Annotated in this window: 5 protein-coding genes; 4 read left to right on the top strand and 1 reads right to left on the bottom strand. The window is 71.7% G+C overall.

From position 1 onward, the window contains the following. From ACZ5WG_RS00670 to ACZ5WG_RS00680, 3 genes are all read left to right on the top strand, one after another. On the top strand, positions 1–11484 hold the full coding sequence (locus tag ACZ5WG_RS00670; RefSeq protein ID WP_468719631.1) for a type I polyketide synthase: 11484 nt from the start codon (positions 1–3) through the stop codon (positions 11482–11484). A gap of 365 nt (positions 11485–11849) precedes the next feature. After that, positions 11850–13610, top strand: a complete 1761-nt coding sequence (locus tag ACZ5WG_RS00675) for an MFS transporter (protein WP_468719633.1) — start codon at positions 11850–11852, stop codon at positions 13608–13610. Between the two features lie 43 nt (positions 13611–13653). Beyond that, a complete protein-coding gene (locus ACZ5WG_RS00680; protein ID WP_468720469.1) occupies positions 13654–15726 on the top strand; it encodes a HelD family protein in 2073 nt (690 codons plus the stop codon). Positions 15727–16132: 406 nt separating this feature from the next. On the opposite strand, the gene ACZ5WG_RS00685 is transcribed toward ACZ5WG_RS00680, so the two are convergent. Then, positions 16133–16894: an SDR family NAD(P)-dependent oxidoreductase gene (locus tag ACZ5WG_RS00685; protein ID WP_468719634.1), complete on the bottom strand. Its 762-nt coding sequence runs from the start codon at positions 16892–16894 to the stop codon at positions 16133–16135. 128 nt (positions 16895–17022) lie between these two features. Between ACZ5WG_RS00685 and ACZ5WG_RS00690 the strand changes: the two genes are divergently transcribed. Next, positions 17023–17634, top strand: coding sequence for a TetR/AcrR family transcriptional regulator (locus ACZ5WG_RS00690; protein WP_468719635.1), 612 nt, complete (start codon positions 17023–17025; stop codon positions 17632–17634). Positions 17635–17780 lie beyond the last annotated feature (146 nt).

The raw sequence follows: 17780 nt of genomic DNA on the forward strand, positions 1-17780 counted from the left end.
ATGAACAACGAGCAGAAACTTCGCGACTACCTCAAGCGGGCAACGGTCGACCTGCGGGAGAGCCGTCAGCGTGTGCAGGATCTGGAGGAGCGCGCACACGAGCCGATCGCGATCGTGGGCATGGCGTGCCGACTCCCGGGCGGTATCGCCTCCCCGGATGACCTGTGGGAGCTGCTGAGCGCCGAACGCGACGCGGTCGGTCCCTTCCCGGAGGGCCGCGGCTGGAACCTGGAAAACCTGTACCACCCGGACCCCGACCACCTCGGGACCTCGTACGCCCGCGAAGGCGGCTTCCTGCACGAGGCGGACCGGTTCGACGCCGAGTTCTTCGGCATCAGTCCTCGCGAGGCGGCGGCGATGGATCCCCAGCAGCGCTTGCTGCTGGAGACGGGCTGGGAGGCCTTCGAACACGCGGGCATCGCCCCGACCGCGCTGAGGGGCACCCGTACCGGGGTGTACATGGGCGTCATGTACGACGACTACGGCTCCCGGATCCCCCAGGCGCCCGAGGTCTTCGAGGGCTACCTGCTGACCGGAAGCGCGGGCAGCGTCGCGTCGGGTCGTCTGTCCTACACCTTCGGCCTGGAGGGGCCTGCGGTGACGGTCGACACCGCGTGTTCCTCCTCGCTCGTCGCGCTCCACCTCGCCGCTCAGTCGCTGCGTCAGGGTGAGTGCTCGATGGCGCTCGCCGGTGGTGTGACGGTGATGGCGACACCGGGCACGTTCGTGGAGTTCTCCCGGCAGCGCGGGCTGTCGCCGGACGGGCGGTGCAAGGCGTTCTCGTCGTCGGCGGACGGCACGGGCTGGGCCGAGGGCGTGGGCGTGCTGGTGCTGGAGCGGCTGTCGGACGCGGAGCGCAACGGGCACCGGGTGCTGGCGGTGATCCGTGGTTCCGCGGTGAACCAGGACGGTGCGAGCAGCCAGCTGACCGCGCCGAACGGGCCTTCGCAGGAGCGGGTCATCCGGGCCGCGCTGGCCAACGCGCGGCTGTCGGCGTCCGAGGTGGACGCGGTGGAGGCGCACGGTACGGGTACGCGGCTGGGTGATCCGATCGAGGCGCAGGCGCTGCTGTCCGCCTACGGCCAGGCCCGCGGGGACGACAACCCGTTGTGGCTGGGTTCCCTCAAGTCGAACATCGGTCACACGCAGGCCGCGGCGGGTGCCGCGGGCGTGATCAAGATGGTCATGGCGATGCGCAAGGGGGTCATGCCCTCGACCCTGCACGTGGACGAGCCGACCCCCGAGGTCGACTGGTCGGCGGGCACGGTGAAACTGCTGACGCAGGCCCGGCAGTGGCCGGAGCTCGATCGTCCGCGTCGTACGGGCGTGTCGTCCTTCGGGATCAGCGGGACCAACGCTCACGTGATCCTCGAAGAGGCGCCGCGCGAGCCTGCTGCCGAACCGGTGGCAGGACCGGACGCTGCCGTACGACAGCCGGAGCCGGGCCGACCGGCGCTGCCGGCACCGTGGTTGCTCTCGGCCAAGTCGGAGACCGCGCTGCAGGCACAGGCGAGCCGGCTGCTGGCCTGGCTCGCCGACCACCCCGAGGCGGATGACGCCGATGTCGCCGCCGTCCTGACCACCGCACGCGCTCAGCTGGGCCGGCGCGGCGCGGTGCTCGGCGCCGACCGGGCCGGTCTGCTCGCCGGCCTCACGGCCCTGGCCGCGGGTTCGGCGTCCCCGCACGTGGTGTCGGGTGTCGCCGCCACCGGCGAGACGGCCTTCCTGTTCACCGGTCAGGGCGCGCAACGTCTCGGTATGGGCGCGGGGCTGGCCGCCGCGTTCCCCGTGTTCGCCGCCGCCCTCGACGAGGTGTGCGCGGAATTCGACGCCCTGCTGGGGGTATCGCTGCGCGAGGTCATGTCCGGCGGGACCGGTGGTGCCGGGAACGGCGTCGGCGACACCGAGCGCAAGGCCCTGCTCGACCGGACGGAACTCACGCAGCCTGCGCTGTTCGCGTTCGAGGTGGCGCTGTACCGCCTCCTGGAGTCGTTCGGCGTGACCCCGGACGTGGTGGTCGGGCATTCGATCGGTGAGCTGGCCGCGGCCTATGTGGCCGAGGTGTGGTCGCTGGCCGACGCGTGCCGGCTCGTTGCCGCCCGCGGTCGGCTGATGGGCGCGCTGCCGACCGACGGGGCGATGCTCGCCGCCGCGGTGTCGGAGGAGCGGGCGCGGGAACTGCTCGCGGCCGGGACGGTCTCGTTGGCGGCCGTGAACGCGCCCGCGGCGGTGGTGTTCTCGGGCGAGACGGCGGCGATCGTCGCGCTGGAGGACCAGCTGGCGGGCGAAGGTGTGAAGACGACCCGCCTGACGGTCAGTCACGCCTTCCACTCGGCGTTGATGGAGCCGATGCTTGCCGAGTACGAGCAGGTCGCCGGATCGGTGGCGTACCGGACGCCACGCATGGGTGTGTGCTCCACGGTGTCCGGGGAGCCGGCCGGCCCCGAGCTGCTGACGCCGCAGTACTGGGTGCGGCAGGTGCGCGAGGCCGTGCGGTTCGCCCCGGCGGTGCAGTCACTCGTCGACGCGGGCGTGCGCCGGTTCGTCGAGGTGGGTCCGGACGCGGTGCTGGCGGCGCTGACCCGCCAGACACTGACCGACGAGGTGGCGTCCCGCTCGCTGGTCGCGGCGGGGTCACGGCGCGGCGTCGACGAGGTCGGCCAGTTCCTGCGATTGCTCGCCGCCGCCCACTGCTCGGGCATGACCGTCGACTGGGCGCTGCTGTCACCAGGAAGGCCGGCCACCCACCTCGACCTGCCCGTCTACGCTTTCCAGCAGCGCCGTTACTGGGTGCAGCCCGACGACGACGCGCTCGGTGACATGGGCCGCGCCGGTCTCTCCACGCTCGACCATCCGATGCTGCGCGTCGCCGCGCCGCTCGCCGGTCGCGACGAATGGCTGTTCAGCGGCAGGCTCTCCACCACCGACCAGCCGTGGATCGCCGACCACACGGCCTTCGGGGCGGTGCTTCTGCCCGGCACCGGGTTCGTGGATCTCGCGCTGGCCGCGGGGCGCCGCCTGGAACTGCCCGTCGTGGACGAACTCGTCCTGGAGACGCCGCTGCTGTTCGAGGGTGCCGCTGCCGTGGACGTGCAGGTCTCGGTGACCGAGCCCGACCACACCGGCCGTCGGCGCCTGTCGATCCACTCGCGTGCCGTCACCGGCACCACGGGGTCCGACCCGGGCGAGCCGGACTGGACGCTGCACGCCACCGGCACCCTCGCCCCCGCCGACGGCGTGACGCCGGCCTGGACCGACCCCGACTGGCCGCCGGCCGACGGCACGCCGGCCGACGGAACGCGTCTGTACGACCGGCTCGCCGACCTGGGATTCGGCTACGGCCCGAGCTTCCAGGACGTGCGCGCCGCCTGGACCAGTGGTGACGACGTGTTCGCCGAGGTGTCCCTGGACGAGGCGGCAGCGGGCCGGGCGGCGGGCTTCGGGGTGCACCCGGCGCTCCTGGACGCGACCTTCCACGCTGCCATCGACGTGCTCGCCGACGACCTCCCCGACGGCAGGCTGCCGCTTCCGTTCTCCTTCAACGGCGTCCGTGTGTTCCGGCACGGCGCCACCGCGGTCCGCGCCCGCATCATCCGTTCGGGTTCCGAGAAGGTACGCATCGACGCCTGCGACGCCACCGGCGCCGCGGTGCTGTCGATCGACGCCGTGCTCGCCCGCCCCGCGGACGCGACCGCTCTCGCCGGTGCCCGCAGCCCGCTCTACGCCGTCGACTGGACGCCGGTGACGGCGCCTGCGGTGCCGGACCGGCAGCTGGTCGCACTGGGCCGACCCGTCGCAGGCTGCGCCGAGACGTTCGAGGACGTCGCGGCGTTCGCGACGGCCGGGGGCCACACCGGCGCGGCTGTCGTCTGGTCGCCCGAAACGGCGTCGGCGGACGGCGACGACGTCCCCGCGGCGATCCGCACCGCCGTGCACCACGCCCTCGCGGTGCTGCGCGACTGGCTCACCGAACCGGGCTGCGCCGACTCGACGCTGATCGTGCTGACCCGCAACGGGGCAGGTCTGCCCGGTGAGACGCCGGACCCCGCGGCAGCGGCCGTCCGCGGCCTGGTACGCAGTGCGCAATCGGAATACCCGGGGCGCCTCGTGCAGGTCGACCTCGACGACGACGACCTCGCGGACCTGCACCGGCGGATCGCCGCCGCGGTCGCCGCGGACGAACCACAGCTCGCGGTCCGCGGCGGCGCCACGCTGGCACCGCGGCTGATCCGTGCGACCACCCTCGAACCGGCCGGCGGGCACTTCGGTGACGGCACGGTCCTGATCACCGGCGGCGCAGGCGGACTGGGCGCCGTCACCGCACGCCACCTGGTCACCCGGCACGGGGTGCGCAGCCTGTTGCTCGCCTCGCGCCGCGGCTTCGACGCGCCGGGTGTCGAGGAGCTGGTCACCGAGCTGACCGCGCTGGGCGCCGACGTACGCGTTGCCGCGTGCGACGTCAGCGATCGCGCCGCGGTCGCGGCGCTGCTGGAATCCGTACCGGCGCACGAACCGGTGACCGCTGTCGTGCACACCGCGGGCGTGGTCGACGACGGCACCATCGAAACCCTCACCGCCGAGCAGGTGGACCGGGTGCTCGCCCCGAAGGTCGATGCCGCCTGGCACCTGCACGAGCTCACCCGCGACATGGACCTGTCGGCGTTCGTGCTGTTCTCCTCCGCCGGGCCGCTGCTCGGCGGGCAGGGCCAGGGCAACTACGCGGCCGCGAACGCGGCGATGGACGCGCTCGCCCAGGCGCGCCGCAGCGCCGGTCTGCCCGCGCATTCGCTGGCCTGGGGGCTGTGGAAGCGCGGCATGGCCGAGGCATTGAACGACCCGGGTGCCGAACACCTGGTGCGTCAGATCCGCACGCGTCTCGGTCTGTCCCCGATCGAGCCGGACACCGGCATGCAGATGTTCGACAACGCGTTGACCACCGGCGAACCGATGCTGATGACCGCGCTGCTCGACACACCCGCCCTCACCGCGCTGGGCCGGCTCGGCACGCTGCCCGCGCTGCTGCGCGGCCTGATCCACGTACCGCCGCGCGGCCAGGTCGCCGACAGCCCGTTGCGCCAGCGGTTGCTCGACGCCCCCGCCGATCAGTGGGAGGCGCTGATCCGCAACGAGGTCCGCGCGATCGCCGCCGCGGTCCTCGGCCACGAGTCGGCCGACGCCATCGACCCCGAGACACCGTTCACAGATCTGGGCTTCGACTCGCTCGGCGGAGTCGAGTTCCGCAACCGGGTGACCGCCGCCACAGGTGTTCAGCTTCCGTCCACGCTGGTGTTCGACTATCCGACCGCCGCCGCTGTCGCGGGCTTCCTGCGAACCAGGGTCGACGGTTCGGAGCCGGCGCGACCGCGCCGCGCCTCGACCAGTGCCAGGGCCGGGGCCGGGGCCGACGAGCCGATCGCGATCGTCGGCATGAGCTGCCGGTATCCCGGCGGCGTCGAGAATCCCGACCAGCTCTGGGAACTGATCGACGGGCGCGTCGACGCGATCACCCCGGTCCCGGGCGACCGCGGCTGGGACCTGGAGAACCTGTACGACACCGAGCCCGGCAAGCCGGGCAAGATCTACACCCGGGAAGGCGGATTCCTGCACGCCGCAGGTGATTTCGATGCTGCCTTCTTCGGCATCGGACCCCGTGAGGCAGCGGCGATGGACCCGCAGCAGCGGCTGCTGCTCGAGGCGTCCTGGGAAGCGCTCGAGGACGCCGGTATCGATCCGACCTCACTGCGGGGCAGCGATACCGGGGTGTACGCGGGCGTCATGTACCAGGACTACGGCTACAACGCCCGCGAGGCCGCCGACGGCGCCGCGGAAGGCTATCTGGCGACCGGAGCGGCCGGCAGCGTCGTCTCCGGCCGGGTCTCCTACGCCCTCGGTCTGGAAGGACCCGCGGTGACGGTGGACACGGCGTGCTCGTCGTCGCTGGTGGCCCTGCACCTGGCGGTGCAGGCACTGCGCGCCGGGGAGACGTCGCTGGTCCTGGCCAGCGGGGTGACGGTCATGTCGACCCCGCTGCTGTTCCTGGAGTTCTCCCGGCAGCGCGCGCTGTCACCGGACGGGCGCAGCAAGGCGTTCTCGAGCGCCGCGGACGGTGTCTCGTGGGCCGAGGGCGTCGGCGTGCTCGCCCTGGAGCGGTTGTCCGACGCGCAGCGCAACGGGCGCCCGGTGCTGGCCGTGATCCGCGGCAGCGCGATCAACCAGGACGGCGCGAGCAACGGCCTGACCGCGCCGAACGGTCCCTCCCAGGAGCGGGTGATCGCGCAGGCACTGGTCAACGCGGGGGTGACCGCGGCCGAGGTGGACGCGGTGGAGGCGCACGGCACCGGCACCACGCTGGGTGACCCGATCGAGGCGCAGGCGCTGATCAACGCCTACGGACAGGATCGCGCCGAGCCGCTGCGGATCGGGTCGTTGAAGTCGAACATCGGGCACACGCAGGCGGCTGCCGGTGTCGGCGGTGTGATCAAGATGGTGCAGGCGCTGCGGCACGAGGTGTTGCCGCCCACCTTGCACGTCGACGCGCCGTCGCCGCACGTGGAGTGGTCGGCGGGCGCGGTGCAGATCCTGACCGAGGCCGAGCCGTGGCCGGCCGGGGACCGTCCGCGCCGGGCGGGAGTGTCGTCGTTCGGGATCAGCGGGACCAACGCGCACGTGATCCTCGAAGAGGCGCCCGCGGTCCCGCCGCGGCCGGCCGGTCCACCGCGCCCGGCGGCCTTGCCGTTGCTGCTGTCCGCGCGGACGCCCGACGCGCTGCGGAGCCAGGCGCGCCGTCTGCACGACGCGCTGCACGAACGTCCGGAGCTCGACCTGACCGACGTCGCGGTGACGCTGGCGCTGCACCGCGCGCAGCTCGAGCAGCGCGCCGCCGTCGTGGGCCCGGACCGGGAGACGCTGCTGGCGGCCCTGGCGCGCCTGGCAGCCGACGAGCCGGGACCGGGCATCGCCGGCCGGACGGGCACGACAGCGTTCCTGTTCACCGGTCAGGGCGCGCAGCGGATCGGGATGGGCGCCGGGCTGTACCGGGCGTTCCCGGCCTTCGCCGACGCGCTCGACGAGGTGTGCGCGCAATTCGACGCACACCTGGGGCATTCGCTGCGGGACGTGATGTTCGGCGCGCAGCACACCGGCACCGGGCAGGAGGCGAGCGGGCCCGACGCGCCGGCCGCCGGGAGCGGCGCGACCGCCGGGACCCTGCTGGACCGCACCGAGTACGCCCAGCCCGCGTTGTTCGCGTTCGAGGTGGCGATGTACCGCCTCGTCGAGTCGTTGGGCGTGACGCCGGACGTGGTGGCCGGGCATTCGATCGGCGAGCTGGCCGCGGCGTACGTGGCCGGTGTGTGGTCGTTGCCGGACGCGTGCCGTCTCGTCGCGGCCCGGGGCCGGTTGATGGGGGCGCTGCCGGCGGGCGGGAGCATGCTGGCCGCCGGGGTGCCGGAGGGGCGGGCCGTGGAGCTGCTGGCGGCGGGTCATGCCGATCCGGCCGCCGGCGCGGTCTCGCTGGCCGCTGTGAACGCTCCCGACGCGGTGGTCTTCTCCGGAAGCACCGAGGCGATATCGGCGCTGGAGTCGAGGCTGGTGGGCGAGGGCGTCAAGACCAGCAGGCTGCGGGTGAGCCACGCGTTCCACTCCGCCTTGATGGATCCGATGCTGACCGAGTTCGCGGAGACCGCCGCGGGCCTGACGTACCACGAGCCGCGCATACCTCTGTGCTCCACGGTCTCCGGCGCCTTCGCCGGCGATGCGCTGGGTACGCCCGAGTACTGGGTACGGCAGGTGCGCGAGGCAGTGCGCTTCGCCCCGGCGGTGCAGTCACTGCTCGATTCGGGTGTACGCCTGTTCGTCGAGCTGGGCCCGGACGCGGTGCTGACGACCATGACCCGCGCCGCTCTGCCGGCAGACCTCGCAGCGCGCACGTCGGTGGTCGCGGGATCCCGTCGCACGGTCGCCGAACCCGAGCAGCTGGTCGCCGCGCTGGCAACCGCGCACTGTGCGGGCCGGCCGGTGCGGTGGGCGGCCTACTTCGGAGCCCGACCGCAGGCACGGATCACGTTGCCCACCTATCCCTTCCAGCACGAACGATTCTGGCTGCTGCCCGCGGAGGCCGCTGCGCCGCTCGCCGGTGCCGACTCCGTCGACCACCCGCTGCTGCACGCCCAGGTACAGCTCGCCGGCAAGGACGAGTGGCTGTTCACCGGCAGGCTCTCGCTGCGCACGCACCCATGGCTCGCCGACCACGCCGTCTTCGGCGCGGTCTTGATGCCGGGCGCCGGATTCGTGGAACTGGCTCTGGCCGCCGGTGCCCGGCTCGGCGTGCCGCGCCTGGCGGAACTGGTGCTCGCGGCGCCGCTGGTTCTCACGCCCGACGGTGCCGCGGACATTCAGCTCGCTGTGGGTGAACCCGACGCCGACGGGAACCGGACCGTGGCCGTCCACGCCCGCGCCGCCGACGCCTGGGTGCTGCACGCCCGCGGCCTGCTCACGCCCGCCGCGCCGACCGCGGCGCCGGGCTGGTCCCAGGTGTGGCCTCCGGTTGCGGGCGATCCGGTCGACGGGCAGCAGGTGTACCGCGCACTCGGCGACCTCGGCTTGGGGTACGGCCCGGTGTTCCAGGGTGTTCGCGCCGCGTGGTCGCGCGGGGAGGAGGTGTTCGCCGACCTGGCGCTCGACACCGCCACCGCAGCGCGCGCCACCGCCTTCGGACTGCATCCGGCACTGCTGGACGCGGTGTTCCACGCGGCTGTCGATCCTCTCGCCGAGGGCGGGCCCGACGGCCGGGTGCCACTGCCTTTCGCCTTCGACGGCGTTCAGCTGGCACAGTCCGGCGTGGGTGCCTTGCGCGTCCGCATCGCCCGCACCGCACCGGACACCTTGTGCGTGGAGGCGGTCGACGCGACCGGTGCCCTCGTGCTGAGCATGGAGTCGGTGCGGACCCGCCCGATCGAGCAGCGGGAGCTGGCCCGGCTGCGCGGCGCGGCACCGCTGTTCGACCTCGAGTGGGTCGCCGTGCCTGCCGCCTCCAAGGCGGACGCCGGACGCGTCGTCGTGCTCGGCGACCCGGGGACCATCGAGGCCCCCGAGCCCCCGACACGCTGTGCCGATCTCGCGGAACTCGCCGTGCTGCGGGATGTTCCCGACACGGTGGTGTGGTCGGCGCCCCGCGGAACCGGTGCCGGCGCGGCGGACGTACACGCCGGCGTGCTGGCGACGCTCGCACTGCTGCAGGGCTGGATAGGCGCCGAGCACCCCGGCCGGCTCGCGATCGTGACGCACGCGGCCGCCGGACTGCCCGGCGAGGAACCCGATCTGGTCGGAGCCGCCGTGGCGGGCCTGGTGCGCAGCGCACAGTCCGAGCACCCGGGCCGGTTCCTGCTCATCGACCACGACAGCGACGCCCTGCCGATCACGTCGCTCGCCGATGCCGTGGCCCAGGACGAACCGCACGTGGCCGTTCGAGGGGGGCGGCTCCTGGCACCGCGACTGCAGCCGCTGTCCGCCACCGAACCGGGCGCGCCACTGTCGTTCGACCACGGCACGGTGCTCATCACCGGCGGCACCGGCGGCATCGGCGCGATCGTCGCCCGGCACCTGGTCGCAGCGCACGGCGCACGACGACTGCTGCTGACGTCGCGGCGCGGTGCCGCCGCGGACGGCGCCGCCGAACTGGTCGCCGAGCTGACCGGCCTCGGCGCCCACGTCCGGGTCGTGGCGTGCGACGTCACCGAACGCACCGCCGTCCAAGCCCTGCTGGCCGACATCGACACCGACGCCCCGCTGACCGCCGTCATCCACGCGGCGGGCGTTCTGGACGACGGCACGATCGACACCCTCACCGCCGCGCAGACGACACGGGTGCTGGCACCGAAGGTCGACGCGGCACTGCACCTGCACGAGCTGACCCGCGACCTGGATCTGTCGGCGTTCGTACTGTTCTCGTCCGCTGCGCCGTTGCTCGGCGGGCAAGGACAGGGCAACTACGCCGCCGCGAACAGCGCGCTGGACGCGCTGGCACGCGTGCGGCGCAGCGCGGGCCTGCCCGCGCACTCGCTGGCCTGGGGACTGTGGACCGTCGGCATGGCAGGGGTACTCAGCGGGGACGGCGCCGAGCAGTACGCCCGCCAGATCCGGGCCAGGCTGGGCCTGGTCCCGATCGACCCGGAGTCCGGGACGGCGCTGTTCGACAACGCACTCGCGACCGATCGGGCGACACCGGTGACGGCACTGCTGGACACGGCGGCGCTCACCGACCTGGCGCGCGGCGGCACACTGCCCGCGGTCCTGCGCGGCATGGTCCGGGTTCCCCAGGCCGCCGCGAGCACCGGTGTCAGCCTGGCGCGGCAGCTGGCCGCACTGCCCGACGCCGACCGTGACGGTGTGATCCTGCGAGAGGTGCGCAACGTCGCCTCGGCGGTCCTCGGCCACCTGTCCGGCGACGCGATCGACCCGCACGCGCCGTTCACCGAGCTCGGTTTCGACTCCCTCGGTGCCGTCGAATTCCGGAACCGGCTCGCACAGCTGACCGGGCTGACGTTGCCGTCGACGCTGGTCTTCGACCACCCGACCGCCGCCGATGTGGCGAAGCTGGTGGGATCGCGGATCGAGGAATCCGACACCGGCGTGGTCGAGCAGGCACCGGCCGGCGTGCGCGGCACGATCACCGACCTGGTGTCGGCGGCGCATCGCCGCGGTGATCTGGCAGGGGCGATGCCCCTGCTGATCGCGAGCTCGGCCCTGATGACCACCTACTCCGCCGACGAGGCCGCAGTACAGCGCCCGGCTGCGTCGCAGCTCCTGGCGCGCGGCGCCGCGGCACCGGCACTGATGTGCATCCCCTCGTTCCTGGCGGGATCGGGCCCGCACCAGTTCGCCCGGCTGGCTCGCGAACTGGGCGGCGAGCGGCAGGTCAGTGCGTTGCGGCTGCCCGGTATGCGGGCGGGCGACGACCTGCCGGCGACATGGGCGGCGGCGATCGGGAGCCTCGCCGCGGCCGTCGCGTCGGAACTCGAGCGAGGCCCGGTGGCGCTCATCGGCTATTCGGCCGGTGGTGCGATCGCCCATGCGGTCGCCCGGCGGCTCGAGGACGACGGCGCTGAGCTCGCGGGCGTCGCGATGATCGACACCTACTCCCCGGAAGAGCACGAACTCAACCGCCTCGTGCTCACCAACGCGCTGGGGCAGATCCTGTCCCGGGACAACGCACTGACCCCCGTCGACGACCAGGGCCTGGTCTCCATGGGCGGCTACGTGCGGATATACCCCGAGCGCGAGGCCGAGCCGATCGCCGCACCGACGCTGAATCTGCGGGCCACCGTGACGCTGAGCAGCTTCGGGGACGTCGACCCCGTCCCCGACTGGCAGCACCGTGGACCGGCCGAGTACATCGAGGCAGATCACTTCTCGATCATCGAGGAACAGGTGGCAGAGACCGCCGTGCACCTGCGGCGCTGGCTCGATTCGCTCAGCGGCCACTGATATCCGAACCGTAATTCCCCGAATTCCCCACGATCCGCATGATCGGCGTCAGTCAATTCCGCACCCCTGTGGTCACGAACCCCCAGCGGGACGCTGACGCCGGTCATGCGGCGGGCCAAGCCCGAACCGGAGCCTTCCTGGAGAATCGGTCGATTTTCCCAAGAGCATGCCGCTGCCCGGGTTGAGGAAGGCCGATCGAGTTCCGCTGCTCCGGCGGTGTCCCGCGGCGCCCGGTGCCGGACGCGCAACCGTACGACCGTGCTGGACAAACTGCGCGAACGCGGCATGCTTGCCCGAGACGCCACGGGCGACACGGTGCGAAAGCTCTGGAGACATGAAATCCGCTCAGTCGCAACCATCCGGAAGTGAAATCCTCAACTCACAAATCCGCCAGAGGCACAAATCTGCTCGGTCTGCAAATCCAGCAGAGGCATACAGTCCGTCCGGTCGCAACGGTTTTGGCGAGAAAATCCCAGCTTGACAGCGTTGTGGAGGTTGCCTATATTCCCATCGGCCAAGTCTCCGCCCATCGATATCCGAAGGTGTTCATGACCGTGCCTCCCGCATTGCCGAAGCCCAGGCAGCAGTTAATTCTTTCCATTCTCATGCTGTGTTCGCTGCTGATCTGGATAGAAAACACCGTCCTGAGTACCACGCTGGAGACCCTTGCGGACCCGGTCCGTGGACTGGGAGCCGATCCCGGTCAGCTGCAATGGGCGACCGGTGCGTACACCCTGGCCTTCGCCACATTGATGTTCACTGCTGGCGCACTGGGCGATCGGTTCGGCCACCGGACCGTGTTCTCCAGTGGGCTGGTGATCTTCGCCGCGTCCTCGCTGTGGGCGGCGTACGCAAGCGGTGCGGCCCAGCTGATTGCAGCTCGAGCCGCGATGGGCGTGGGCAGCGCGCTGATCACGCCCGCCATGATGGCCATCCTCATGTGGACCTTCACCGGCCCCGCGCGGGCTGCCGCGATCGGCATTTTCTCGACCTCGGCCGGTGTCGGAATGGCTGCCGGCCCGGTGCTGGCCGGATTCCTGCTCGATCACTTCTGGTGGGGCTCGGTCTTTCTGATCAATGTTCCGGTCGCGGCATTGGCATTCGTCGGGCTTGCCGTGCTGGTTCCGAATTTCCGCAGCCCCACTCCGCGGCCACTGGACCCCGCTGGAATGTTGCTGTCGATCAGTGGGCTCGTGGCATTGGCCTACGGGCTGATCCGGGCGGGGCAGGTGGCGGAGTGGAGTCGTACCGACGTTTGGGCGCCGATCGTCGCCGGTCTGGTTCTGCTGGCCGTTTTCGTACTCGTCGAACTGCGCCTCAAGGTGCCCAGCTTTGATCCGCGAGTGTTCGCGCAACGCGCGTTCGGCGGCGGCAACGTGGCGCTCGGACTGCTGCTCTTCGGCGTGGCCGCCATCACCTTCTATAACGCGTTCTACCTGCAGGGCGCGCTCGGATTTACGCCGATGAAGGCGGGTCTGGCCAACATCCCGACCGCACTCGGCGCGCTCGCGGGGGCGCCCCTTGCCTCGCGCCTGGTTCGCCGTCTGCCGCTTCGCCTGGTCGCCGTGCCGGCGCTCACCGTGGCTGCGCTGACCATGGGTGGGTACGGGTTCCTCGGGCTCCAGACCCCGCTCGTCTGGATCGAGATCCTGCTGTTGGTGCAGGGCCTCTCGGTCGGCATGGTGATCGGCCCCGTTACGGCTGCGTTGATCAGCGACCTGCCGCTGGAACAGGCCGGTGCGGGATCGGCCGTCACCAACACCGTGCGACAGACCGGCAGCGTGATCGGGATCGCAGTGGGCGGCACGATCATGTCGATCATGTACCGAAGTGCGATCGAACCTTCGCTGGAGGGTGCATCCGGTCCGGTGCAGGAGCAGGCGCGAGTCTCCGCCGAACAGGCCCGCCACGTCGCCGCCACCATCCACCAGCCCTCTCTTGCTCAGGCTGCCGACGATGCGTTCATCCATGCCATGCACGTCGGCGCGGGCTGGATCGCGGCCATCGCACTCCTCGGAGCAGCCGTGCTGCTGATCACCTTGCCTGCTGCCGGGAAGAAGAAGGCCCCGACACCGCAGCCGGACCGCGAAGAGGCGCGCAGCGCCGAGCCTCGATCCACCGTGTGACGGGCCGTCTGCAAAACATCGAAGGAGCCCTCTGTTGGCGAAAATGAATGATCCCGCTTTGCGTGCGGTCGAATCGGAGCGGGACTACGTGTCCTCCTTGTACGAGCTGCTCACCGAGCGGATTTCCGCGGCGCGAGTACAGCGCGCGAGTGTGCTGAAGGCCCCGGCGGAAAGCGCCGGTGAGGCATACGAGAGAGAAATCGCCGCCGAGCGTCTGGCCAAGGAGATCGGCCGGCTGGAGGGCGCCGAAAAGGGGCTGGTCTTCGGGCGCATCGACTGGACGGACGGCACTGCCCTGCGCATCGGGCGGATCGGACTGCAGACGGAGGAGGATGACCTGCCTCTCCTCGTGGACTGGCGCGCGAACGCGGCGCGGCCCTTCTACGAGGCGACACCGGTCCACCCGATGGACCTGCGGCGGCGCCGGCACCTGCGCCTCGAGGAGCGCACGGTCATCTCGGTGAGCGACGAACTGCTGGACGGGACCGCCCCGACGGACGAGGACGTCGTGGGGGACGGCCCGTTGACCGAAGCCCTGTCGGCACGGCGTACGGGCAGGATGCACGCGGCCGTCGCGACGCTGCAGACCGAGCAGGACGAGATCGTCCGCTCCGCCCACCGCGGGGTGACCGTGGTACAGGGCGGGCCCGGCACCGGCAAGACGGTGGTCGCCCTGCACCGGGCGGCCTACGTCCTGTACGCGTTCCCGCGCGCCGCGGAGGAGGGCGTCCTGGTGGTGGGCCCGAACGCCCGGTTCCTCGACTACATCTCCCAGGTCCTTCCCTCGCTCGGGGAGAACGACGTCGTTCTGGCGACCTGCCGGGAACTGGCCGGGGTGTCCCCGGACGGGGTGGGCCCGTTCGACACGGCGCGTCTCAAGGGCAGCTCCGACCTCGCCGACGCCCTGGCCGGCCTGCTGCGCGTCCACCAAGCCCCCGCCGGTGACTTCACCGTGCGGGTCGGACAGGAACTGGTCCACCTCTCCGGCGAGGAGGTCGCCACGGCACGCGACGCCGCCGTGGCAGCCCTACCGGGGCACAACCCCGCGCGCCAGGTGTTCAAGGAGCTCTTGGTCGACGCCGTCACCGACGCGATGCAACGAGACATGGGCGACATCCTGGAACAGATCGACGCCGATACCGAACGGATGACGGGCCTCAACCTCGACCGGTTCACGGGAGTCGCCCAGCGCCGTGTCGAAGGCGCACCCGACTCGGGTCCGGTCCACGAGCTGGACCTGGACGCCATCCGAGCCGATCTCCTCGACGACGCCGGCGTCGACCGAGCGGTCGAGGCGTTGTGGCCGCAGCTGGTACCCGGTGACCTCGTGAAGGCGCTCCTGACGAACGCCGACGCTCTCGCCGAGCACCTGCCCCGCCTGGCCGCGCAGGAGCGGTCCCTTCTGCTGCGCGGTCCGGACGACCCGTGGACCGATGCCGATGTGCCGTTGCTGGACGAGGCGGCGAGCCTGGTCGACGGCCCCCCCGAGCGGACGTACGGGCACGTCGTCGTCGACGAGGCGCAGGAACTGACCGCCATGCAGTGGCGGATGATCGTCCGCCGCTGCCCGTCAAGGGCGATGACGCTGGTGGGTGACTTCGCCCAGGCGGGCCCGGTCGCGACCGCACGCGACTGGAAGGAAGCACTGAGCCCCCACGTCGGACTGCGGTTCAAACTGCACAACCTGACCGTCAGCTACCGCACCACGCAGGAGATTCTGGAGAGCGTCCGGGACCTGCTCACTCGGATCGCTCCGGACCAGAAGCCCACACGGTCACTGCGAAGCGGTGAGAGCCCCCGCACCGTGACCACACCTCCGGACGGGCTGGTCACCGCCGTCGTTCAGGAACTCCGCGCCCAGAGCACCGCGCACCCGGGCGAGCTCCTGGGAGTGATCTGCCCGGACACCAGGGTGAGCGAGCTGACGGCCCAGGGCATCGCTCACCACGCACGCATCGTGCCGGCGTCCGAAGCACGCGGCCTGGAATTCGACGGGGTCGTCGTCATGAACCCCGAGGAAATCATCACGACCCGCCCCGGTGGGGAAAGGGACTTGTACGTGGCCCTGACCCGGGCCACCAAGCGCCTCTGCACGATCACCGTCCAGCCCGCCTGACGGCTCGGCGCCCGCGTCGCCGCCGCGGGCGCACCCGGCGCGGTATGGACACCGGCCCGCGCGCACGGGGCTGCTCGCCGCCGCACCGCTCCTGGCCGCACCCGGCATCATGCGGCCCGGTCCAAGCCGGCGATGTTCAGACCCCCCCGATGACGATGCGTGACTCCTGCGGGGTGAGCCGCACACGGACACCCACCGTTGCGTCCGCTCCTCGGCGCAGTCGGCTGTCGAGAATCATGAGGCGGCCGAGGATGCCGTACTTGCGCGCGATGAGTGAGCGGTAGCGGGCGCCGGACCGTTGCGGCCGCCCAGGCAGCCACGGACGACGGTGGTGGCTGCTGCCGCGACAGCGGTGGCCGCCGTCAAGGTCCCTTGCCCGTCTCGGGGTTGGCCGCGGGCACGGTGGTCAGCCCTGCTCGGTGGGGCGTACGAGCAGCTCGTTCACGGCCACGTGCCGGGGGCGGGTGACGATGTAGCCGATGGCGTCGGCGATGTCCTCGCCCTGCAACCGCTCGATGTTGCCGAGCCCCGCGACGATCAGTTGCTGGACCATCTCCGAGTTGTGGGTGCGCAGCTCGGTGTCGACGCTGCCCGGCTCGACGACGGAGACGCGGACGTGCTGCTTGCCCAGTTCCTGGCGCAGCGCCTCGCTGAAGCCGCCGACGCCGAACTTGGTGGCGCTGTACACGGCGGACATGGCGAAGGCCGTGCGGCCGTTCAGCGAGCTGATGTTGACGATGTCGGCGACCTGGCGCGGGCCGTCGGCGGCGGCCTTGACCAGGTGCGGGATGGCCGCGTGGGAGGTGTACATCAGGCCCATGAGGTTGATGCCGACCATGCGCTGCCAGTCGTTCAGGTCCGCGCCCGGGGTGGGGCCGAGCAGCATGAGCCCGGCGTTGTTGACCACGGTGTCCAGACGGCCCAGCCCCTCGACGGTCCGCTCGACGGCTTCCGCGGCGGCCGGGGCGGTGGTGATGTCGGCGGGCACGGCCAGGGCCTTTCCGCCCGCCTGGGAGATTTCCGCGGCGAGGGCGGTGAGCCGGTCCTCGCGCCGTCCGACCAGGGCCACCGAGGCGCCCTGGCGGGCCAGCTCCAGTGCGGTGGCGTGGCCGATGCCGCTGGAGGCTCCGGTGACCAGGGCGACGGTTCCTTCAAGACGACGAGTCATGGTTCAAGCCTTTCGATGAACGGCCGCGTTCCTCGGGCCGTACGGGACAGAGCGGTGAATGGCCCTACTGCTGTGGGCCGTGCAGGGGTGGAGGCCGCTCAAGGCCGGGCCGAGGGCACAATGGGGAAGTGAGCAGCACTGGGCAGAAGACAACGACCAACGCCGCGCGTCAGGCGGCCACGATCGACCGGGAGCTGCCGCCTCGCGAACGCCTGGTCCGGGCCGCGTCGCGGCTCTTCTACTACGAGGGCGTACGCGCGATCGGCGTGGAGCGGCTGATCGCCGAGGCCGGGGTGACCAAGGCGACGTTCTACCGGCACTTCGCCGCCAAGGACGACCTGGTCGTGGCCTATCTGCTGACCAAGGACGCCTACTACAAGGCGGTGGCCGAACCGCTGGCCGTCGCGCACCCGCCCGCCGAAGCGATCGACCTCATCTTCGAGGCGATCGCCGAGCACGCCCACGAGCGCGGCTTTCGCGGATCGCCGTTCCTGAACGCGGCCGCCGAGTACCCCGACGCCGACCATCCCGTCCGCGCCCTGGTCACGACCCACCGGAACTGGATCCGCACCCTCTTCGAGGACCTGCTCACCCAGCTCGGCCACGCCGACCCGGAGTCGGCCGCCGGGGCGCTGCTGATGATGTACGACGGCGCGATGGCCGCCGGCTACCTGGACGACTCGACGGCCGCGCAGCAGACCCTGCTGAACGCAGTCCGGCTCATCCGATCCGGGAGCTGACCCCAGCCGGAGCACGCGAAGCCGCGGCTCCGTGCGGGGACCCGGCCGGGCCGGGACGCGGATTGGTTTCATAGCGCCCTTTGATCTCTGTGTGACGTGCATCGGCGACCCACCGGCAGTTCTGCGCCTGGAGCCGGCCTCGACCG

It is taken from the genome of Streptomyces sp. NPDC032745 (genome assembly GCF_055579465.1).